Origin of the sequence: Streptomyces sp. NPDC058246 (assembly GCF_042881985.1) — a bacterium.
GTDB lineage: Bacteria > Actinomycetota > Actinomycetes > Streptomycetales > Streptomycetaceae > Streptomyces.
Genome location: NZ_JBHVWZ010000053.1, coordinates 13,629 through 32,425, shown reverse-complemented (window position 1 = coordinate 32,425; position 18,797 = coordinate 13,629). Strand labels below are relative to the sequence as shown.

At 71.4% G+C, this 18,797-nt stretch carries 19 protein-coding genes; 8 read left to right on the top strand and 11 right to left on the bottom strand.

Translation table 11 applies throughout. The features are described 5' to 3' along the window. Positions 1–63 precede the first annotated feature (63 nt). The gene (locus tag ACFVXA_RS39640) at positions 64–972 is read right to left on the bottom strand and encodes a helix-turn-helix transcriptional regulator (RefSeq protein ID WP_362032608.1); all 909 of its coding nucleotides are present in this window, start codon (positions 970–972) and stop codon (positions 64–66) included. 174 nt (positions 973–1,146) lie between these two features. On the opposite strand from ACFVXA_RS39640, the gene ACFVXA_RS39635 reads away from it, so the two are divergent. Next, positions 1,147–2,187 carry an NAD(P)-dependent alcohol dehydrogenase gene (locus ACFVXA_RS39635; protein ID WP_390028660.1) on the top strand — a complete coding sequence of 347 codons (1,041 nt, stop codon included), beginning with the start codon at positions 1,147–1,149 and terminating at the stop codon, positions 2,185–2,187. Between the two features lie 256 nt (positions 2,188–2,443). On the opposite strand, the gene ACFVXA_RS39630 is transcribed toward ACFVXA_RS39635, so the two are convergent. Both ACFVXA_RS39630 and ACFVXA_RS39625 read right to left on the bottom strand, forming a co-directional pair. Then, complete coding sequence (locus ACFVXA_RS39630) at positions 2,444–2,746, bottom strand: iron chelate uptake ABC transporter family permease subunit (RefSeq protein ID WP_390028659.1); 303 nt, start codon at positions 2,744–2,746, stop codon at positions 2,444–2,446. Beyond that, complete coding sequence (locus ACFVXA_RS39625; protein ID WP_362032641.1) at positions 2,722–3,033, bottom strand: iron chelate uptake ABC transporter family permease subunit; 312 nt, start codon at positions 3,031–3,033, stop codon at positions 2,722–2,724. Before ACFVXA_RS39625 ends, ACFVXA_RS39630 begins: the two co-directional genes overlap by 25 nt. Positions 3,034–3,439: 406 nt before the next feature. Between ACFVXA_RS39625 and ACFVXA_RS39620 the strand changes: the two genes are divergently transcribed. Further along, positions 3,440–3,835, top strand: coding sequence for a VOC family protein (locus ACFVXA_RS39620; RefSeq protein WP_362032602.1), 396 nt, complete (start codon positions 3,440–3,442; stop codon positions 3,833–3,835). Here the strand turns inward: ACFVXA_RS39620 and ACFVXA_RS39615 are convergent. Together ACFVXA_RS39615 and ACFVXA_RS39610 are read right to left on the bottom strand one after the other, a co-directional pair. Further along, positions 3,830–4,855 carry an LLM class flavin-dependent oxidoreductase gene (locus ACFVXA_RS39615; RefSeq protein ID WP_384025808.1) on the bottom strand — a complete coding sequence of 342 codons (1,026 nt, stop codon included), beginning with the start codon at positions 4,853–4,855 and terminating at the stop codon, positions 3,830–3,832. The two genes, ACFVXA_RS39620 and ACFVXA_RS39615, sit on opposite strands and share 6 nt — an antisense overlap. 319 nt (positions 4,856–5,174) lie before the next feature. Further along, positions 5,175–6,293, bottom strand: a complete 1,119-nt coding sequence (locus tag ACFVXA_RS39610) for a hypothetical protein (protein WP_362032596.1) — start codon at positions 6,291–6,293, stop codon at positions 5,175–5,177. A 345-nt stretch (positions 6,294–6,638) separates the two neighbouring features. Here ACFVXA_RS39610 and ACFVXA_RS39605 point away from each other — a divergent pair, with 345 nt between their 5' ends. Further along, positions 6,639–7,793 carry a cystathionine gamma-synthase gene (locus ACFVXA_RS39605; protein WP_362032593.1) on the top strand — a complete coding sequence of 385 codons (1,155 nt, stop codon included), beginning with the start codon at positions 6,639–6,641 and terminating at the stop codon, positions 7,791–7,793. Between the two features lie 23 nt (positions 7,794–7,816). On the opposite strand, the gene ACFVXA_RS39600 is transcribed toward ACFVXA_RS39605, so the two are convergent. The 3 genes from ACFVXA_RS39600 to ACFVXA_RS39590 all read right to left on the bottom strand — a co-directional run bounded on the left by ACFVXA_RS39600 (position 7,817) and on the right by ACFVXA_RS39590 (position 9,316). Continuing rightward, a complete protein-coding gene (locus ACFVXA_RS39600; protein ID WP_362032590.1) occupies positions 7,817–8,065 on the bottom strand; it encodes a hypothetical protein in 249 nt (82 codons plus the stop codon). A 19-nt stretch (positions 8,066–8,084) separates the two neighbouring features. Beyond that, positions 8,085–8,582 (bottom strand): sigma factor-like helix-turn-helix DNA-binding protein, encoded by a 498-nt coding sequence (locus ACFVXA_RS39595; protein ID WP_384025805.1) that lies wholly within the window; start codon positions 8,580–8,582, stop codon positions 8,085–8,087. Positions 8,583–8,818: 236 nt separating this feature from the next. After that, the gene (locus ACFVXA_RS39590; protein ID WP_362032638.1) at positions 8,819–9,316 is read right to left on the bottom strand and encodes a MarR family transcriptional regulator; all 498 of its coding nucleotides are present in this window, start codon (positions 9,314–9,316) and stop codon (positions 8,819–8,821) included. 164 nt (positions 9,317–9,480) lie between these two features. Here ACFVXA_RS39590 and ilvA point away from each other — a divergent pair, with 164 nt between their 5' ends. The 3 genes from ilvA to ACFVXA_RS39575 all read left to right on the top strand — a co-directional run bounded on the left by ilvA (position 9,481) and on the right by ACFVXA_RS39575 (position 12,823). Further along, positions 9,481–10,710: a threonine ammonia-lyase gene (ilvA, locus tag ACFVXA_RS39585; protein WP_384403749.1), complete on the top strand. Its 1,230-nt coding sequence runs from the start codon at positions 9,481–9,483 to the stop codon at positions 10,708–10,710. A gap of 248 nt (positions 10,711–10,958) precedes the next feature. Beyond that, positions 10,959–11,969 (top strand): ATP-binding cassette domain-containing protein, encoded by a 1,011-nt coding sequence (locus tag ACFVXA_RS39580; RefSeq protein WP_362032581.1) that lies wholly within the window; start codon positions 10,959–10,961, stop codon positions 11,967–11,969. Then, a complete protein-coding gene (locus tag ACFVXA_RS39575; RefSeq protein WP_362032577.1) occupies positions 11,966–12,823 on the top strand; it encodes an ABC transporter permease in 858 nt (285 codons plus the stop codon). Before ACFVXA_RS39580 ends, ACFVXA_RS39575 begins: the two co-directional genes overlap by 4 nt. A 63-nt stretch (positions 12,824–12,886) precedes the next feature. Here the strand turns inward: ACFVXA_RS39575 and greA are convergent, their stop codons facing one another. Together greA and ACFVXA_RS39565 are read right to left on the bottom strand one after the other, a co-directional pair. Then, the gene (gene greA / locus ACFVXA_RS39570) at positions 12,887–13,384 is read right to left on the bottom strand and encodes a transcription elongation factor GreA (protein WP_362032574.1); all 498 of its coding nucleotides are present in this window, start codon (positions 13,382–13,384) and stop codon (positions 12,887–12,889) included. A gap of 187 nt (positions 13,385–13,571) precedes the next feature. Then, positions 13,572–13,973 (bottom strand): DUF4307 domain-containing protein, encoded by a 402-nt coding sequence (locus ACFVXA_RS39565; RefSeq protein WP_362032571.1) that lies wholly within the window; start codon positions 13,971–13,973, stop codon positions 13,572–13,574. Positions 13,974–14,169: 196 nt separating this feature from the next. Between ACFVXA_RS39565 and mca the strand changes: the two genes are divergently transcribed. After that, the gene (mca, locus tag ACFVXA_RS39560) at positions 14,170–15,030 is read left to right on the top strand and encodes a mycothiol conjugate amidase Mca (protein ID WP_362032635.1); all 861 of its coding nucleotides are present in this window, start codon (positions 14,170–14,172) and stop codon (positions 15,028–15,030) included. Next, positions 15,023–15,292 carry a hypothetical protein gene (locus ACFVXA_RS39555; RefSeq protein ID WP_362032568.1) on the top strand — a complete coding sequence of 90 codons (270 nt, stop codon included), beginning with the start codon at positions 15,023–15,025 and terminating at the stop codon, positions 15,290–15,292. The genes mca and ACFVXA_RS39555 overlap by 8 nt, the downstream gene beginning before the upstream one ends. 274 nt (positions 15,293–15,566) lie before the next feature. Here ACFVXA_RS39555 and ACFVXA_RS39550 read toward each other — a convergent pair whose 3' ends face one another. After that, on the bottom strand, positions 15,567–18,770 hold the full coding sequence (locus ACFVXA_RS39550) for a tetratricopeptide repeat protein (protein WP_389472494.1): 3,204 nt from the start codon (positions 18,768–18,770) through the stop codon (positions 15,567–15,569). Positions 18,771–18,797 lie beyond the last annotated feature (27 nt).

Sequence of the window (18,797 nt, the reverse complement as noted above, 5' to 3'; positions counted from 1 at the left end):
CCGGTGCGGGGTGTTCCCCGCCCCGATGACCGGGGGGGGGGGCACCCGCGCGAACCCTTACTGCTACTGCGAAGCGGCCCCCGCCCGGGTCGCGTCCGTGCCCCAGCTGGCCAGCAAGCGCAGCGCATCCGCCGAGGCGGACCCCGGCTCCGCGTGATACGTGATCAGCGCCTGCTCACTGTCGTCGGACAGCCGGAACGACTCGAACTGCAGCGCCAGGTCCCCCACCAGCGGATGCCGCAGCCGCTTCACTCCGTGGGTCTTCTCCTTCACGTCATGCGTGGCCCACAGCCGCCGGAAGTCCTCGCTCTTCACGGACAGCTCCCCGACCAGCGCGGACAGTCGCGGATCGTCCGGATGGCAGCCCGCGTCCATGCGCAGCAGACAGACGATGTCGATCGCCTTCTGCTCCCACTCGACGAACAGATCGCGGTACTCGGGCTTCAGGAACACCATCCGCGCCCAGTTCCGCTCCTGCGGCGGCAGCTCCGACCAGTCCCCGAAGACGGCCGCGGCCATCCGGTTCCAGACGAGGATGTCCGAGCGCCGCCCGGTGATGTACGCCGGGACGCCGTCCAGGGTGTCCAGCAGCTGCCGCAAGGCCGCCCGCACCTGCTGCGGCCGGGCCGGCTGCTTCTTCTTGTGCTGCTTGGGCTTCGCGAGATGCGTGAGATGCGCGTGCTCGGCGTCGGTGAGCCGCAGGGCGCGGGCGATCGCGTCGAGCACCTCGGCCGACACGTTCCGCCCGTTGCCCTGTTCGAGACGGGTGTAGTACGCGACGGACACGCCGGCCAGCTGCGCCAGCTCCTCGCGGCGCAGCCCCGGCACCCGGCGGTGCCGCCCGAAGTCCGGCAGCCCCACGTCCTCCGGCTTCAGCCGGGCCCGGCGCGTGCGCAGGAATTCGCTGAGCTCGGCACGCCGGTCCAGCGGCTGTCCCGGCTCCGCGGGGCTCAGAGAGGGCTGGTCATCCATACGTCCAGTATTCACGGTCATACGCAGACGAACCTGACCCCGCCAGTGGTAGGACCAGCGGACGTACGCAAAGCCGTGACCTGGGTGGACTCTGGGGGGTGCGGCAAGGTGGACGATGTGCCCGACCGAAGGCAGCCGGGCACAGGACAGACCACTCCTTAGGAGAACCCCGGCATGACCACTGTTGCTGCGTACGCCGCCCCCGCCGCCAAGGCTCCGCTGGAGCGCACCACCGTCGAGCGTCGCGAGGTCGGTGAGTTCGACGTCCTGATCGACATCAAGTTCGCCGGTATCTGCCACTCGGACATCCATCAGGCCCGCGAGGGCTGGGGAGAGGCGATCTTCCCGATGGTGCCGGGCCACGAGATCGCCGGCATCGTCTCCGAGGTCGGTTCCGGCGTCACCAAGTTCGAGGTCGGCGACCGCGTGGGCGTCGGCTGCATGGTCGACTCCTGCCGCGAGTGCGAGAACTGCAAGGCGGGCCTGGAGCAGTACTGCGTCAAGGGCAACGTCCCGACGTACAACGGCATCGGGGTGGACGGCACGCCCACCTACGGCGGCTACTCCGAGAAGATCGTCGTGGACGAGAACTACACCGTCCGCATCCCCGACGGCATCTCCCTGGACGAGGCCGCCCCGCTGCTCTGCGCCGGCATCACCACGTACTCCCCGCTCAAGCACTGGAACGCCGGCCCCGGCAAGAAGGTCGCGATCCTCGGCATGGGCGGCCTCGGCCACATGGGCGTCAAGATCGCGCACGCGCTGGGCGCCGAGGTCACCGTCCTCTCCCAGTCGCTGCGTAAGCAGGAGGACGGCCTGAAGCTGGGCGCCGACCACTACTACGCCACCACCGACGCGAAGACCTTCGAGGAACTGCGTGGTTCCTTCGACCTGATCCTGTCCACGGTCTCCGCCCCGCTGGACCTGGACGCCTACCTGTCCCTCCTCAAGACCGACGGCGCCTTCGTGAACGTGGGCGCGCCCGAGGAGCCCGTCTCCCTCAACCTCTTCTCGGTGATCGCCGGCCGCAAGACCCTCGCCGGTTCCGGCATTGGCGGCATCCAGGAAACCCAGGAAATGCTCGACTTCTGCGCCGAACACGGCTTCGGCGCCGAGATCGAGTTGATCAGCGCCTCCGAGATCAACGACGCGTACGAGCGCGTACTCGCCAGCGATGTCCGCTATCGCTTCGTGATCGACACAGCGACGATCTAGTCCCGGACCCAGTGGGGCGACGATCCAGTCCCGGACTCGGTGGTAGGGGTAGCGGTGGGGGGGCGGGGCCCGGGGGGGGAGCCGCCCGCCCCCCCCCACGCCGCCAAGGCGCCCGGGGAACCAAGGAGTGCCGCACCCCCCCCCGCCCCCTGGGGGGGGTGGAACATGGCGCGGTCGGTGTGGGTGGGTGGGGGGTGGGGGGGGGGCCTGGGGGGGCCCCCCGCCCCCCCCCCCCCCCGGCGGCAAGGTCGCCGGGTCACCGATGGTGTCCCGACCGACCCAGCAGCCAGAGGAGGTACGGCCCTCCGACCAGGGACGTGAGCGCTCCGACGGGGATCTCCAACGGCGGCATCAGCGTGCGGGCCACGAGATCGGCGACGACCACCACGACCGCCCCGGTCAACGCCGAGACGGCCAGCGGCAACTGAGGGACACGGGCAAGGCGGCGGCCCCACTGAGGGCTGGTCAGGGCGACAGACCCGATCGGTCCCGCCGCCCCCGTCGCGGTCGCGGCAAGCACCACACCCAGAACGGTCAGCCCGAGCCGCACCCGCTGCACGCGCACCCCGAGCGCGGCGGCGGTGTCGGAGTCCAGCCCCAGCAGCCGCTGCGCGGGGGCCGCTTCGCAGTAGCAGTAGGGGTTCGCGCGCCCGCGCCCCTTCGATGCCGGCCTCCTACGAGCGCCCCGGACAGCCCGAGCGCGGCCCCGACCAGCGCGCCGAGCACGATCCGCGGCACCCGCAGCTCCCCGACGACCAGGTCGTACGGACCTCCGTGGCCGCGCAGCACCCGCCAGACCTCGCCCGGTGGAACGTACGACTGCCCGGCGCACGCCGAGAGCAGCATGACGCCCGCGAGGAGCAGGACCAGGACGACGGCGACGACCGCTGAACGCCGGTGCAGGAGCAGCGAGACGCGCCGGTACCGGAGCACGGCGAGACCGGCCGAGTGCGGATACGCAGGGGGAGTTGAGCTGACTGAGGTGCCTGAGTCTGCCGGCGTTGCCGGTGCCGCTGCCGTCGCCGGTATCGCCGGTATCGCCGGTGCCACCGGTGCCGCCCGTGTCGCGGGTGTTGCAGCCCACCGGCGACAGCAACGGCCAGCACGGCCTTCGATCCCAAGGTACGCAGGACTCCGATCAATGACTAAGGCAAGCCTTACCTTGGCTCGTCTGGGCGGGAGTCTGGGATCGGGGCCGGGTTGCCTAGGCTGGAAGGGAGGGAAGTACAGGCACGTACGGGGAGGTTTCGCGATGCCCATAGAGCTGAACCACACGATCGTCGCCGCCCACGACAAGGCGGCCTCCGCCCAGTTCCTCGCCGACATCCTGGGTCTCCGAGTGAGCCCGCAGTACGGTCCGTTCATGCCGGTCCCGGTCCCCAACGGCGTCACCCTGGACTACATGGACACGACCGCGCCGATCACCCCGCAGCACTACGCCTTCCTCGTCTCGGAGGAGGACTTCGACGAGATCTTCGCCCGCATACGGGCAGCGGGCCTCACCTACTGGGCGGACCCGTACCACCGCCGCGTCAACGAGATCAACCGCAACGACGGCGGCCGAGGCGCGTACTTCGACGACCCGAACGGCCACAACCTGGAAATCCTGACGCGCCCCTACGGAAGCGGCGGCGACGGGCGGTCATGAGGAGGTCGTCATGCCGGATGACGAAGTCCCCATGGGAGACGTGCTCTTTGTCATGACGTGCTCGTTGACGAGTTCGTACGACCTCAGCCGGTCGGCCAAGGCGTAGACGGGCGTCACGAGCATGAGTTCGTCGGCACCGGTCATGTCCACCAGGCCCGTCAGGTGCCTCGCGACGGTCTCGGGTGAGCCGTGCGCCTGTTGGGCACGGAAGCTCGTCAGTGCCCGCACTTCTTCCGCGGTGAATGAGTGGGCCGCCGCCTCTTCGACCGTGGGGAAGGGGATGTCGCCCCGTCCCTTGAGGAGTCCGGCCTTCACGACATCCATCGGGCCGGCGAGCCGGGCCGCCTCCCTGTCCGTCTCGGCGCACACCGTCTCCACGCAGATCAGCACACGTGGGCGCTCGCACCAGCGGGACGGGGAGAAATGCTCGCGGTAGTGGCTGAGCGCCGCCAGGGTGTTGTCGGGACGGATGTGATGGGCGAAGGCGATCGGCAGTCCGAGTTCCGCGGCAAGCGCTGCACCGGCCGTGCTCGACGACAGCAGCCATGGCTCCGGGAGTGGGTCGAGCGCGACCTCGTCCACCAGGAGTCGCAGAGTCGCTGACACATCGCTGCGGTACTCGTCGTCCGTTGTCGGACCGGCGCCACGGCGCAGAGCCCGCGCCGTGGAGTCGTCGAAGGTGCCCGGGCCACGACCAATGCCAAGGTCGATCCGGTCCGCGTGCAGTGCGGCCAGTGTGCCGAATTGCTCCGCCAGCATGATCGGGGCGTGGTTCGGAGCGAGAACTCCCCCGGAGCCGAGGCGGATCGCCGACGTCAACGCGGCCGCGTGGGTGGCCAGGACGATGGGCGGGAACGCTCCGATGGCCGGAGAATGGTGATGCTCGGCGTACCAGAGCCGCAGGTAACCGAGGTCTTCAAGACGCCGGGCGAACTCGGTGGTGTCTCGTAGCGTGTCAGCCGCTCGGGCGCCCGTCTGGACCATGGCCACTTCGAGCGCGCTGAGCGGAACGGCGATCATCGGGTCAGTATAGGAACATCCCTCCCCGCCAACCCCCTCTGCCCACAAGGCCGATCGCCCTCTGAAGCCGCCGGTCCGCCTACTGACACACGCGAAGACGAACTCGTCTCGCTCGGGTCGCCAGGTCGCCAGGTCGACAGGTCGCCCGGGGCTGGTGCGTACCTGCTGACACGCACTGGGCACGAAAACGAGCCGCCGCCCCAGGGCCGCCGGTACATCAGTCCGGCGGGGCGCCCCGCACCGTCGTCGGCCCGGCCCGGCCCGGCCCGGCCCGGCCCGCGCCCGCCGCCGGCCCGGCCCAGCGCCCGCCCCGCACCCCTCAGTGCGACAGTGTCGCCGGGCTTCCGCCGTTCGCCTCGTACCCCGCTACCGCCAGTGCCCGGTAGATCGCGTAGTCCGCGGCCGGGTCGGGGGTCAGGGTCCAGGGGAGGGCGCCGACGTGGCCGTCGACGTGCACCAGCTGGTTCATGGCCTCCGACCAGCGCTCGCCGCGGACCAGGAAGAGGATGAGGAGGTGGCGGACGTGGGCCAGCATCGGATCGTCGGGGCGGGCCGCGTGCACCGCGTGGAGCGCGCCGTGGACCGCCTTCGTGACGACCTCGCTCTGGTAGAAGCTGCGGACCAGGTTCACCTCGGGGAGGTGCTCGAAGACCGCGAAGAGGGGCATGGCGGCGAGGAGCGAGCCCTGCGGGGCGCGGGCGGCCGCGGCTTCGGCGAAGGAGTACGCCACCTCGCGCGAGCCGTGCCACTTCTCGCACCAGTAGTGCAGGGCCGCCAGATGCGCCCCCATGTGGGCCGGCGCGCGGTCCAGGATCTTCAGCCAGAGCTGCTCGAACTCCGGCTCGGGGTAGGCGAGTCCGCGCGCCACCGACAGCTCGATGATGTACGGGACCGGGTCACCGGGGGAGAGCAGCGCCGCCTCGCCGCAGGCCGCCTTCGCCTCCTCCATGATGATCCGGAACTCGTCCGTGCCCGGCGTCGACGTACGCCACGCCTGCTGGACCAGGAACTCCGCGTGCACCGCCGCGCCGCCCGCGTCCTTGGGCTGCTCGGCACGCCACACCCGCAGCCACTGCCCGCCGGGCGTCTCGCTGACCCCGCCGGGGCGCTGCTGCAACTCCAGCGACGCGGCGCCCGCGAAGGCCTGCACCCGCTGCCAGCGCCGCTCGCCGTCCGTCTCCGTGCCCGCGAGCAGCTGCGACGCGGCGCGGTAGTCCTGGGTGCGCTGCACCAGGTCCAGCACGTCCAGCAGGTCGTGGTCGGGGCCCGGCATGCGGATGTCCAGCTCCTCCTGCCGCAGGAACCCGTAGTTCGCCGGGTCCGCCGCGTCCGGGTCGCCGGGCGAGGCCAGCTGAATTCCGGCGCGCCTGCGCCTGAACACCGGCAGCAGGACCAGGCTGAACATCGCCAGCGCCATCAGGACCCAGAGAATCTCCATGCCTCAAGCGAACCAGACGCGTCCGACAATTGGCCAACCCGGTCGGGCGAGGGCCTTCGAGGCGGCTCCGATCTGGTCGGGCGGGGGCTTTCGAGGCGGCTTCGATCCGCTCGGGCGGGGCCCTTCGAGGCGGCTTCGATCCGCTCGGGCGGGGCCCTTCGAGGCGGCTCCAACCCGCTCGGGCGGGGCCCTTCGCGGCGGCTCCAACCCGCTCGGGCCGGAGCCTTCGCGGCGGCGCCGATCCGCACGGTCGGGCCCTCCGCGGCGGCTCCGCCCCGGCCGGTTCGGCCCGCCGTGGTGGCCTCCGCCGTCATCATCCCCGCGGGCGCACTACGCTCGGGACCCATGAGCGACAGGCACATCAGTCAGCACTTCGAGACCCTCGCGATCCACGCGGGCAACACCGCCGATCCCCTGACCGGCGCGGTCGTCCCGCCGATCTATCAGGTCTCGACCTACAAGCAGGACGGCGTCGGCGGGCTGCGCGGCGGTTACGAGTACAGCCGCAGCGCCAACCCCACCAGGACGGCCCTGGAAGAGAACCTCGCCGCCCTGGAGGGCGGCCGCCGCGGCCTCGCGTTCGCGTCCGGACTGGCGGCCGAGGACTGCCTGTTGCGTACGCTGCTCAGCCCCGGCGACCACGTGGTCATCCCGAACGACGCGTACGGCGGCACGTTCCGCCTCTTCGCGAAGGTCGTCTCCCGGTGGGGCGTCGAGTGGTCCGTGGCCGACACCAGCGACCCCGACTCCGTACGGGCCGCCCTGACCCCGAAGACCAAGGCCGTCTGGGTCGAGACGCCCTCCAACCCTCTCCTCGGTATCACCGACATCCCGGCGATCGCGCAGATCGCGCGCGAGGCGGGCGCCCGGCTCGTCGTCGACAACACCTTCGCCACCCCCTACCTCCAGCAGCCGCTGGCGCTCGGCGCGGACGTCGTCGTGCACTCCCTGACCAAGTACATGGGCGGCCACTCGGACGTCGTGGGCGGCGCCCTGGTCGTCGGCGACCAGGCGCTCGGCGAGGAGCTGGCCTACCACCAGAACGCGATGGGCGCGGTCGCCGGGCCCTTCGACTCCTGGCTGGTGCTGCGCGGCGCCAAGACGCTCTCCGTGCGCATGGACCGGCACAGCGAGAACGCCGGCAAGGTCGCCGAGATGCTCACCCGGCACGCGCGCGTGACGCGTGTGCTGTACCCGGGCCTCCCGGACCACCCCGGTCACGAGATCGCCGCCAAGCAGATGAGGGCGTTCGGCGGCATGGTCTCCTTCCAGGTCGAGGGCGGCGAGGAGGCGGCCGTCGAGGTCTGCAACCGCGCCAAGGTGTTCACGCTCGGCGAGTCCCTGGGCGGCGTCGAGTCACTGATCGAGCACCCGGGCCGGATGACGCACGCGTCGGTGGCCGGTTCCGCGCTCGAGGTCCCCGCCGATCTCGTGCGCCTCTCCGTGGGCATCGAGAACGTCGACGACCTGCTCCAGGACCTGCAGCAGGCCCTCGGCTGAGCCGGCTCACCGGCCCGTGAGGGCTACCAGCCCGTCAGCGGTGGAGTCGTCTGAGACGGCGGCTCCACCCAGGGGCGGGCCGTCGCCGCCCAGACCACGAAGGCGACGGCCGCGGCGAACAGCAGCAGCCACATCAGGCGCCGCGCCACCGTACGGCGGCGCAGCATGCGCCCGCCCCGGCGTACGACGTCCGCGTACAGCTCGGGCGGCACCGGGGGCGGCGTCTGCTCCAGCAGCCGCCGCACCGACGCCTCACGCTCGGGCAGGTTCACCGAGGGACCACCTCGCACGTCATGACGGCGCCACCCCCACCCTCGCCGGTGCCGGGCCCCGCGGCGGACGCAGCAACGTCGTCATCGCGCGGGCGCAGATCGCCCGTACGCGGTCCGTGGGGAGCCCGAGCAGCGCCGCCGTCTGTTCCTCGGCGACCCCCTCGTACAGCCTGAGGACCAGGATCAGCCGCTCCTGGGGAGTGAGCCGGGCCAGGACGTTGTCCGCCGAGGGCCGCGGGCGCCCGAAGCTCCCGCGCTGGTGCCAGGCCGAGCGCGCGAAGCGGACGGCCAGCTGCTGGCGGGCGCGGTCGTACGGGTCCTCGCCGCGCAGCCGGTCCCATGAGGCGTACGTATGGGCGAGGGCCTGTGTCAGCAGGCGCCGGGCGCGCGGGTTGGCGTCCCGGGGCTCCGCCGTGAGCAGCGTGGCGGCATGCAGCAGCCGCCCTGCCGCGCCCGCGACGAACGCCTCGAACTCCCGGGCCCGGCGGGCGCCTTGGGACGCATGCCGTTCTCGCACCACGCCTCCGCCTGAGGGCGACCCTGAGGGAAACGGGGCCCCCGCCGCGTACGACCTGCCGCACCGCGTACGACAAGGACCCGATCTCATATGAGGCCAGGCGCGGCCTCCCGGTCAAGAGTCGTACGTACATGTGCGCACATGTACGCGCACGCAGAGCACGCGCGTGGGGCATGGAAAGGGGGCCTTCGCGCGCGTGGAGACCCCCTGACGTGGTGGAAGCACGCCCGGGCGGTTCAGGAAGCCGGCTGCGACTCCGTGCCCTGCGCGGCCTGCCGGGCGGAGAGCGCGCTGTTGAAGCGCGTGAGGAGCGTGCAGAACGCGTCGCGCTCCTCCGGCGCCCAGTCGTGTGTCAGCTCGGCCATCAACTGACGCCGGGAGGAGCGCACTTCGTCGAGGCGGGACTGCCCGCGCGGGGAGAGCTGGAGCACCACGGCGCGCCCGTCCTCGGGGTGCGAGGTGCGCTTGACGAGCCCGGTGTCGACCAGCGGGGCCACCTGCCGGGTGACCGTCGAGGAGTCGATGCCCATGCTCGCGGCGAGCGCCTTGACGCCCATCGGGCCTTCCTTGTCGAGGCGGTTCAGCAGCAGGTACGCGGCACGGTCCATCGAGTTGCGCACCTGCCCCACCCCGCCGAGCCGGGTCTGTTCGGCACGGCGCGCGAAGACCGCGACCTCGTGCTGCAGCGTGTCGAGAAGACCGGTGTCACCGACGGTCGTCATGTCCATCGACATTTCAGGTGTTGTGGGCATGGCCGGGGGCTCAATTCATGCGTGGGGAGCTGGGTTGGGGGACAGGGTACGCGGCCGGGGCGCGGGTCGTACCGGGGCTGCGCAAACCAGTCTCGGACCGTGGTCACGACAGGAGTGCGCCCGCGTGAACTGCGAGACTGGTGGTCATGAGCTACAGCACGGCCGACCCGTTGCCCAGCGTGACTCTCGACGACATACGCGGCGCGCAGAAGATGCTCACGGGCGTGGCGCGGATGACCGCGCTGGAGGGCAGCAGGTACCTGTCCCAGCTGGTCGGGGCGCCGGTCCACCTCAAGTGCGAGAACCTCCAGCGCACGGGGTCCTTCAAGCTGCGCGGCGCCTACGTGCGGATCGCGGGGCTGCTCCCCGAGGAGCGCGCCGCGGGTGTCGTCGCCGCGAGCGCGGGCAACCACGCGCAGGGCGTCGCCCTGGCCTCCTCGCTGCTCGGCGTGCGTTCGACGGTGTTCATGCCGACCGGCGCCCCGCTGCCGAAGGTGGCGGCCACCCGCGACTACGGCGCCGAGGTGAGGCTGCACGGTCAGGTGGTCGACGAGACGCTGGCCGCCGCGCAGGAGTACGCGGCCGAGACGGGCGCGGTGTTCATCCACCCCTTCGACCACCCCGACATCATCGCGGGCCAGGGCACGGTCGGTCTGGAGATCCTGGAGCAGTGCCCCGAGGTGCGGACGATCGTCGTCGGCATCGGCGGTGGTGGGCTGGCCGCGGGCGTCGCGCTCGCGGTGAAGTCGATACGTCCCGACGTACGGATCGTCGGCGTGCAGGCGGAGGGCGCGGCGGCGTACCCGCCCTCGCTGGCTGCCGGGCGCCCGGTGTCGATCGAGAACCCGGCGACGATGGCCGACGGCATCAAGGTCGGGCGGCCGGGCGACGTGCCGTTCCGCCTCATCGAGGAGCTGGTGGACGAGGTCCGTACGGTCTCCGAGAACAACCTGTCCAGCGCGCTGCTGCTGTGTCTGGAGCGCGCCAAGCTGGTCGTCGAGCCGGCCGGCGCGAGCTCCGTCGCGGCGCTGCTGCGCGAGCCGGGGGCCTTCGAGGGCCCGGTGGTGGCCCTGCTGTCGGGCGGGAACGTGGACCCGCTGCTGATGCAGCGCATCCTGCGCCACGGCATGGCGGCGGGCGGCCGTTACCTGGCGGTCACGCTGCGCTTGACCGATCGTCCAGGAGCCCTCGCCACACTTCTCGGGGTGTTGTCAGTGGCGGACGCTAACGTCCTCGATGTGAGCCACGTACGGACCGATCCACGGCTCGGGCTCACGGAGGTGGAGGTCGAGCTGCACCTGGAGACGAAGGGCCCCGAGCACTGCGCCGAGGTGAACCGGGCGCTGCGCAAGGCGGGTTACACGGTCATCGACTGAGGTCGGGACCGCTGTCGTCTCCGGTAGGAAAATTCCGTTGAGAAACGCGATACATCGCGTTACGGTGTGGACCCCGGCAGTCGCCTGTGCGGTGACTGTGCGTCAAGCCGCCCGCTCGTGGGGGCGGTGGTGTGAAACCGGCAGAGCGAAGCCGCCCCCCAGGGCGGTGCGAAACCGGCAGAACCAAGCTCATCGCATGCCCATTCCATCCTCATTCGCGCACATCCCCAACGACGTGGAGAACTCACATGCCAGGCGCCATCTATGCCGAAGGCCTGGTGAAGACCTTCGGTGACGTAAGGGCTCTGGACGGCGTCGATCTCGATGTCCCGGAAGGCACCGTCCTCGGCCTGCTCGGGCCGAACGGCGCGGGAAAGACGACCGCGGTCCGCTGTCTGACGACCCTGCTGCGCCCCGACAGCGGCAAGGCGGTCGTGGCGGGCGTCGACGTACTCAAACACCCCGACGCGGTACGCCGCAGGGTCGGCCTCTCCGGACAGTTCGCCGCGGTCGACGAGTACCTGACCGGCCGCGAGAACCTCCAGATGGTCGGCCAGCTCTATCAGATGAAGGCGAAGGCCGCGAAGGTCCGGGCGGCCGAGCTGCTGGAGCAGTTCAACCTCGCGGACGCGGCCGACCGCACCGCGAAGACGTACTCCGGTGGGATGCGCCGCCGGCTCGACCTGGCGGCCGCCCTGGTCGTCTCGCCGCCGGTGATGTTCATGGACGAGCCGACGACCGGCCTCGACCCGCGCAACCGCCAGCAGCTGTGGGAGGTCATCAAGCAGCTGGTCTCCGGTGGCACGACGCTGCTGCTTACCACCCAGTACCTGGAAGAGGCCGACCACCTCGCGCACGACATCTGCGTGGTCGACCACGGCCGCGTCATCGCCCGTGGCACCGCCGACCAGCTCAAGGCGCAGACCGGCGGCGAGCGCGTCGAGGTCGTCGTGCACGAGCGCGAGCACATCGCGACCGCCACGGAGGTCCTGCGCGGCTTCGGCAAGGGCGAGACCACGGTCGAGGAGCACACCCGCAAGCTCACCGTGCCCGTCACCGGCGGCGCGAAGCTGCTCGCGGAGGTCATCCGCGAGCTGGACACCCGTGGCATCGAGATCGACGACATCGGCCTGCGCCGCCCCACCCTGGACGACGTCTTCCTCTCCCTCACCGGCCATGTCGCCGAGGAGCGGGACGAGGGCGCCGGAGTGGCGGACGACAGCAAGGGCCGCAAGCGCAAGAAGGAGGTCGGCAAGTGACTGCCGTGACCGACGCCGTGCAGGTCGCGGCCCCCGCGAACCCGATCGGCCAGTCCATCCGCGACTCGCTGGTCGTCGCCAAGCGCAACCTGATCAGGATGTCCAGGATCCCGGAGATGGTGATCTTCGGGCTGATCCAGCCGATCATGTTCGTGGTGCTGTTCAGCTATGTCTTCGGCGGCTCCATGATGATCGGCGGCAGCACCAGCCCCACCGACTACCGCAACTTCCTGATGGCGGGCATCTTCGCGCAGACCGTCACCTTCGCCACCGCGGGCGCCGGCGCCGGCATCGCCGACGACATGCACAAGGGCCTGATCGACCGCTTCCGCTCGCTGCCCATGGCCCGCGGCGCGGTCCTGACCGGGCGCACGCTCGCCGACCTCGTGCAGACGGCGCTGACCCTGCTGGTCCTCGCGGTCGTCGCCCTGCTGGTCGGCTGGCGGGTCGGCTCGGACGGCGACACCAACGCGGGCAAGGTGCTGGGTGCCTTCGGACTGCTGCTCCTGGCCGGGTACGCGTTCACCTGGATCGGCGCGCTGATCGGTCTCTCGGTCCGCACGCCGGAGGCGGCCACGTCGGGCGGGCTGATCTGGCTCTTCCCGGTCACGTTCATCTCGAACGCGTTCGTGGACTCCAGCAACATGACCCCGTGGCTGAGGCACATCGCGGACTGGAACCCGTTCAGTGCCACCGTGCAGGCGTGCCGGGTGCTCTTCGCCAACCCGGGGCAGTCGACGTCCGACGCCTGGCCCATGCAGCACTCGGTCTGGGCCTCGGTGATCTACTCGGTCCTGATCATCCTGGTCTTCAGGACGCTGGCGGTGCGCAAGTACCGGTCCGCCACCGCGTGACCTGAGCATGACGGTGCCCCCGGCCGTCGGCCGGGGGCACCGTCGTAGTCGCTGGTCCTGGGCTCAGCCCTGGTACGGCTCGGCCTTGAGGATCTTCACCGAGGCGAGCTTGCCGTTCGGCAGCTCGTACTGGGCGTCCTCGCCGACCTTCTTGCCGTTCACACCGGAGCCCAGCGGGGACTGCGGGGAGTACGTCTCGATGTCGGAGCTGGCGTACTCGCGGGAGGCGAGCAGGAAGTCCAGGGTGTCGTCCTCGTCGCCGTCGAAGGCGATGGTGACGACCATGCCCGGCGCGACCACGCCGTCCGCCGCGGGAGCCTCGCCGACCTTGGCGTTCTCCAGGAGCTGGGTCAGCTGGCGCACACGGAGCTCCTGCTTGCCCTGCTCTTCCTTGGCTGCGTGGTACCCGCCGTTCTCGCGCAGGTCCCCCTCCTCGCGCGCGGCCGCGATCTTGGCGGCGATCTCCGTGCGCGCAGGACCAGACAGGTACTCCAGCTCGGCCCTGAGCTGGTTGTACGCCTCCTGGGTCAGCCAGGTGACGTTCTCGCTGGTCTGGGTCACAGGTGCTCCTCGTAGGTACTGGGAATACAAAGCATCGCCCTACCCAGAAGAATGTGCTTTCTCGGGTGGGCGAAACCACGAGCCTAACAATTCAGCGGCTCAAGGGGGAGGACATAAGGCATCAGAATTACGTCAACGCAGGTCAACGTGGGTCAACGCGGATCAGCCCCGAGCGCTGGGGGCGCGGTCAGCCGGCGTGGCAGCCGAGCAGCTCCGCCGTGCTCCCCCGCGAGGTCGTACGGAGCGTGACGACCTGGTCGATGCGCGACGACTTCTGGTCGAAACGGAAGTCCGCGCGCCCCACCTCGCTGCCGTCGGCGGCCTGCGAACGCAGGGTGCAGTAGCCGTGGGCGCCCGCGTCCTTGCGTACCTCCAGGTGCACCTCGACCGCGCTGTCCGAGGTCGCCTTGAAGGTGATCACCTCGGCGCTGATCTTGTTCTGGGCGACGTAGTAGTACGCGAACCAGCCCACCACGACGAGCAGGACGACGCCCAGTACACCGCCGATGACCTTGAGTTTCCGGTCGGCGCGCTGGTCCGCGGAGGGGCCGTAGCGGCCCTCGGGCAGCTGCGTGCTCGCCGTACTCATGATCGTCCTCTCGGCAGCGCCGGGACCAAGGGTCGGCCCCGGTCCTGGTGGGGGCCCCAGGGACGGGGCCCTGGAATTATTCGCCCCCCGATTCCGTCACTATAGAAGCCGCCCATCACGCCGATTCACGCCGGGCGCCGACTAGCCGACTGGCCGACTTACTGAGGATTGAGTCTTGACTGACCAGCTGCGACTGATGGCCGTGCACGCCCACCCCGACGACGAGTCGAGCAAGGGCGCGGCCACCATGGCGAAGTACGTGTCCGAGGGGGTGGACGTGCTGGTCGTGACCTGCACGGGCGGGGAGCGCGGCTCCATCCTCAACCCGAAGCTCCAGGGCGACGCGTACATCGAGGAGCACATCCACGAGGTGCGCAAGAAGGAGATGGACGAGGCCCGCGAGATCCTCGGCATCAAGCAGGAGTGGCTCGGCTTCGTCGACTCGGGCCTGCCCGAGGGTGACCCGCTGCCGCCCCTCCCCGAGGGCTGCTTCGCCCTGGAGGACGTGGACAAGGCGGCCGGTGAGCTGGTCAGGCAGATCCGCTCGTTCCGTCCGCAGGTGATCACCACGTACGACGAGAACGGTGGCTATCCGCACCCCGACCACATCATGACCCACAAGATCTCGATGGTGGCGTTCGAGGGGGCGACGGACACCGAGAAGTACCCGGAGTCCGAGTTCGGCCCGGCCTTCCAGCCGCAGAAGCTGTACTACAACCAGGGCTTCAACCGCCCGCGGACCGAAGCTCTGCACAACGCCCTCCTCGACCGCGGCCTGGAGTCGCCCTACGGGGAGTGGCTCAAGCGCTGGAGCGAGTTCGAGCGCACCGAGCGCACGCTGACCACGCACGTTCCGTGCGCCGAGTTCTTCGAGATCCGGGACAAGGCGCTGATCGCGCACGCCACGCAGATCGACCCGGACGGCGGCTGGTTCAAGGTCCCCATGGAGATCCAGAAGGAGGTCTGGCCGACGGAGGAGTACGAGCTCGCCACGTCCCTCGTCGATACCTCCCTCCCCGAGGACGACCTCTTTGCGGGCATCCGCGACAATGCCTGACATGAGCGCAAGCCTGGCACTGACACAGCTCGTCCCCCTCGCCAAGGAGGTCGACCAGAACAAGGTCACCCCCGGCGTCCTCGGCTTCATCGTCTTCGCGGTGATGGCCCTCGCCGTATGGGGCCTGATGAAGTCCATGAACCGCCACATGGGCAAGGTCACCTTCGAGGAGGCCCCGGAGAAGGACACGGCGGCCCCCGGCAAGGGCGGCACCGGTTCCGGCCCCGCCTCCGGCGGGAAGGCGTCGCCCGCGAAGGGCTGAGCCCACCGTCCCGGGGGCGCCGGGGCCTCAGCGGGAGTGGTCCGCCAAGGGCAGCAGCAGGTGCGCGGACTCCGGCCGCGGATGGTCGGAGCGCGCGCCCGCCGGCCCGTTCCCGCGTGTGGAGACCTCGCTCGCGTCGACGCTGCGGAAGCGGTGCTCGAGGGCGTCGGGTGGATACGGCTCCTCGACGCCCCGCAGGGTGATGCCCGGACCGGGGCGGGCGCGGTGCCGAACACCCCGTCCGCCCGTCCGCCCGTCCGCCGGGCTCCCGTCCTCACCCCCGCTCCGGAGCGACCGTCACCCCCATCACGTCCCGGGCATGCCGCCCCGGCACCATTCCCAGGCGCCAGGCCTGCCAGCCGGCGTCGAGGTCCACGCCCCGCTCCAGCAGCAGCTGGTACGCCTCGATGTAGTCGTCCAGCTTGGCGTCGCGGGTCGGATGGCCGGTCCGGGCGAGCTGGGTCAGTTCCTGCTGGGCGACGGCGGCGCCGACCTCGTAGCCGCCGGGGGCGGCGTAGGGGAGGAGGGTGCAGCGCAGGAAACGGCCCCAGTCCTCGCCGCGGTGGTCGCCGTACGACATGAAGAGGCCGATCGCCTCGTCGCACAGGGACAGGGCCTGCTGGGTGCGGGCGTTGCCGGCGTCGACGACGGCCAGTTCGAGGCAGGTCCAGGCCTCGCCGTGGGCCACGCCGATGCGCTGGAAGTCGGCGCGGGCGTCGACCAGGAGCTGGCGGGCGAAGCCCGAGTTGCGCAGGGAGCCGGTCTGGGCGGCGCGCTGGTCGCGGGTGACGCGGGCCGAGTGGTGCCGGGCGCAGGCGAGGCCGTAGACGTCCCTCATGCGGGAGAACATCGTGCGCGAGCGTTCCAGTTCGCGCACCGCCTGGTCCAGGTTGCCCGTCTCCTCCAAGGCCTGGCCCAGGTAGTAGATCGTCCAGGCCTCGCCGCGCGCGTCCTCGTTGTCCCGGTGCCGGGAGGCCGCCTGGCGCAGACCGGTGACCGCCGCCGACGGGTCGCCGTCGGCCAGGCGGGCGCGGGCCAGCTGGGTGAGGGCCCAGGCCTCGCCGCGGGCGTCGCGGGTGCGGCCGTACAGGTCCAGGGCCTCGCGCAGCTCGCGGTCCGCGCGCGGTACGTCGCCCATGCGCAGGCCCAGCTGGCCGAGCTGGAAGTGGGCCCACGCCTCGCCGTGCACGGACTCGCCCTGGCGGTGCAGGACCAGGGCCTCGGTGAGGAGTTCGAGGGCGCGGGCGAGCCGGGACCTGTCGCGCTCGACCGCCGCGAGCGCGTGCATCGTCCAGGCGCGGTCGGCCGCCAGGTCGGGGGAGGCCTGGAGGTCCATGGCCTCCTGGAGCTTGGCCGCCGCCTCGGTGAGGTTCCCCTGGTGGTGCAGGGTGATGCCGAGGGAGCAGAGCGCCCTCGCCGCGCCCGCGTCGTGGTGCGCTTCGAAGTAGAGGTCGACCACGGAGGTGAGCGTCGTACGGGCCTTGTCCAGTTCGCCGAGCTGGCGGGCCGCGATGCCGGTGCGCCACTGGACCGAGCGGACCAGGAGGCCCTGGTCGACGGCCTGCGTCAGCTCGCTGATCTCGCCCAGGCGGTACAGGTCGCCGCGCAGCAGGCAGTAGTCGCACAGGGCGCCCAGGAGATGCAGGACCGCCGCCTGGTCGACGCCCTCCGCGTGCCGCAGGGCCGCCGTGATGAAGCTCGACTCGTCGTCCAGCCAGCGCAGCGCCGCGTCCAGCGAGGTGAAGCCGTGCGGGCCGAACTGGTCGGCGCGGGTGGACGTCTTGCCGTCCACCAGTCGGATCACCGAGTCGGCCAGCTCCGCGTAGTTCACGATCAGGCGTTCCTGCGCCGCCGTACGCTCGGCCGGTTCCTCCTCGTCCAGGAGACGGGCGCCCGCGAAGGCCCGTACGAGATCGTGCAGGCGGTAGCGGCTGCCGCGGACGTGGTCGATCAGGCCCGCCTGGGAGAGGGCGGTCAGGTGGCGGGTGGCCTCGGGCTCGTCCGTCGCGAGAAGGGAGGCCGCCGCCGCCACGCCCAGGGAGGCACGCCCGGCCAGCGCCAGGCGGCGCAGCAGCCGGCGCGCCGGGTCCGACTGGTCCGTGTAGCGCAGCCACAGCACCCGCTCGACCGGCTCGACGGGACCGTACGCCGCCAGGTCCGACGCCAGCCGGCGCGGGGTGCGGGGGCCGAGCGAGGAGCCCGCGACGCGCAGGGCCATGGGCAGGCCGCCGCACAACTCCCTGACCCGGTCGGTGGATTCGGCGTCGTACGGGCCCGACGCGTCCTGTGCCGCCGCGTTCAGCAGCTCCTCCGCGCCCGCCGCGTCCAGTGCCTCGACGGGGAGCTGGTGCACCCAGGCGGCGAGGTCGGCGGGCAGGTCGAGCGGTTTGCGGGCGGTGACCAGGACCAGGCTGTCGGAGCGCTCCGGGACCAGGGTGCGCACCTGCTCGGCGTCGCTCGCGTCGTCCAGCACGATCGTCACGGGCAGACCCGTCAGATGCTGGTGGTACAGCTCGCTGAGCCTTCTGACCTGCTGGTCCTGGGAGGAACGCTCGCGGAAGAGGAGCTGCTCGCGCGGTGCGCCGAGCCGGTTGAGGAGGTGGAGCAGCGCGTCGCGCGTGGTCAGCGGCGGGTCGTCCGGGCTGTCGCCGCGCAGATCGACGACGCACGCGCCCCGGAACTGGTCCTTGAGGGCGTGCGCGGCCCGGACCGCGAGGGTGCTGCGCCCGGAGCCGGGCGCGCCGTGCAGCACCACGACCGTCGGCTTCGTCTCCGTGCTCGCCCGTGCCGCGTGCACCCACTGCGCGACCCGCGACAACTCGGCGCGGCGACCCGCGAACGGGCCGTCCGGCTCGGGCAGTTGACCGAAGGACTGCTCCAGGACACTGCGCCGCCGGGCCGCCGCGCTCTTGTCGGTGCGCCGCAGCTGGGGCGCTCCCTGTTTCGCGCCGGTGGACGCGCTGAGCACCCGCTGCTGGTCGAGGAACGGCCGGATGCCCCGTACCTCCAGCGCCGTCAGCCACTGCAGGCGCAGCTGCTCGGGGCCGCCGGGCTGCCCCAGGGCGCCGGCCCGGCGGCTCGCGGCCGGCACGTGCGAGGCCGTCACCTTGAGCACGGTGGCCGCCGCGCCCGCCACCGCCACCGTGGCTCCCGCGCCGATCGCCGTCCCCGCGCCGGTGCCGAACGCCAGGTCCGCGACGACGGCGGCGACCGCCGCGACAGCCGCGACCATCAGGGACGTGCCGGCACCCGCCTGGGCGTACCGCTGCCCGAAGGTCAGCCGCCCCGCCTCCGCTTCGTCGAGGGCCCGCGTATACGCCCCGTACTCCTCGGCGGCGGTCTCGCCCATCGCGTCCAGCGCGGCCCGCGCCCGCGACAGCAGCACACCCCCGTCCACGCGTCCGCCCGAGCGCCGCACCTCCTCCTCCACGGCCCTGGCCAACAGCCGCTCGGCCTCCGTCCGATGGCTGTCCCGCATGTCACGTCCCCCTCCGGCGGCAACACC

Excerpts from the sequence above, each read along its gene's own strand:
- ilvA (WP_384403749.1), top strand. The coding sequence starts at position 9,481 with ATGAGCTACAGCACGGCCGACCCGTTGCCCAGCGTGACTCTCGACGAC.
- ACFVXA_RS39640 (WP_362032608.1), bottom strand. The coding sequence starts at position 972 with ATGGATGACCAGCCCTCTCTGAGCCCCGCGGAGCCGGGACAGCCGCTG.
- ACFVXA_RS39615 (WP_384025808.1), bottom strand. The coding sequence starts at position 4,855 with ATGATCGCCGTTCCGCTCAGCGCGCTCGAAGTGGCCATGGTCCAGACG.
- ACFVXA_RS39610 (WP_362032596.1), bottom strand. The coding sequence starts at position 6,293 with ATGGAGATTCTCTGGGTCCTGATGGCGCTGGCGATGTTCAGCCTGGTC.
- ACFVXA_RS39625 (WP_362032641.1), bottom strand. The coding sequence starts at position 3,033 with ATGCTGCTCTCGGCGTGCGCCGGGCAGTCGTACGTTCCACCGGGCGAG.
- ACFVXA_RS39550 (WP_389472494.1), bottom strand. The coding sequence starts at position 18,770 with ATGCGGGACAGCCATCGGACGGAGGCCGAGCGGCTGTTGGCCAGGGCC.
- ACFVXA_RS39580 (WP_362032581.1), top strand. The coding sequence starts at position 10,959 with ATGCCAGGCGCCATCTATGCCGAAGGCCTGGTGAAGACCTTCGGTGAC.
- mca (WP_362032635.1), top strand. The coding sequence starts at position 14,170 with ATGGCCGTGCACGCCCACCCCGACGACGAGTCGAGCAAGGGCGCGGCC.
- ACFVXA_RS39555 (WP_362032568.1), top strand. The coding sequence starts at position 15,023 with ATGCCTGACATGAGCGCAAGCCTGGCACTGACACAGCTCGTCCCCCTC.
- ACFVXA_RS39565 (WP_362032571.1), bottom strand. The coding sequence starts at position 13,973 with ATGAGTACGGCGAGCACGCAGCTGCCCGAGGGCCGCTACGGCCCCTCC.
- ACFVXA_RS39635 (WP_390028660.1), top strand. The coding sequence starts at position 1,147 with ATGACCACTGTTGCTGCGTACGCCGCCCCCGCCGCCAAGGCTCCGCTG.
- ACFVXA_RS39620 (WP_362032602.1), top strand. The coding sequence starts at position 3,440 with ATGCCCATAGAGCTGAACCACACGATCGTCGCCGCCCACGACAAGGCG.
- ACFVXA_RS39590 (WP_362032638.1), bottom strand. The coding sequence starts at position 9,316 with ATGTCGATGGACATGACGACCGTCGGTGACACCGGTCTTCTCGACACG.
- ACFVXA_RS39605 (WP_362032593.1), top strand. The coding sequence starts at position 6,639 with ATGAGCGACAGGCACATCAGTCAGCACTTCGAGACCCTCGCGATCCAC.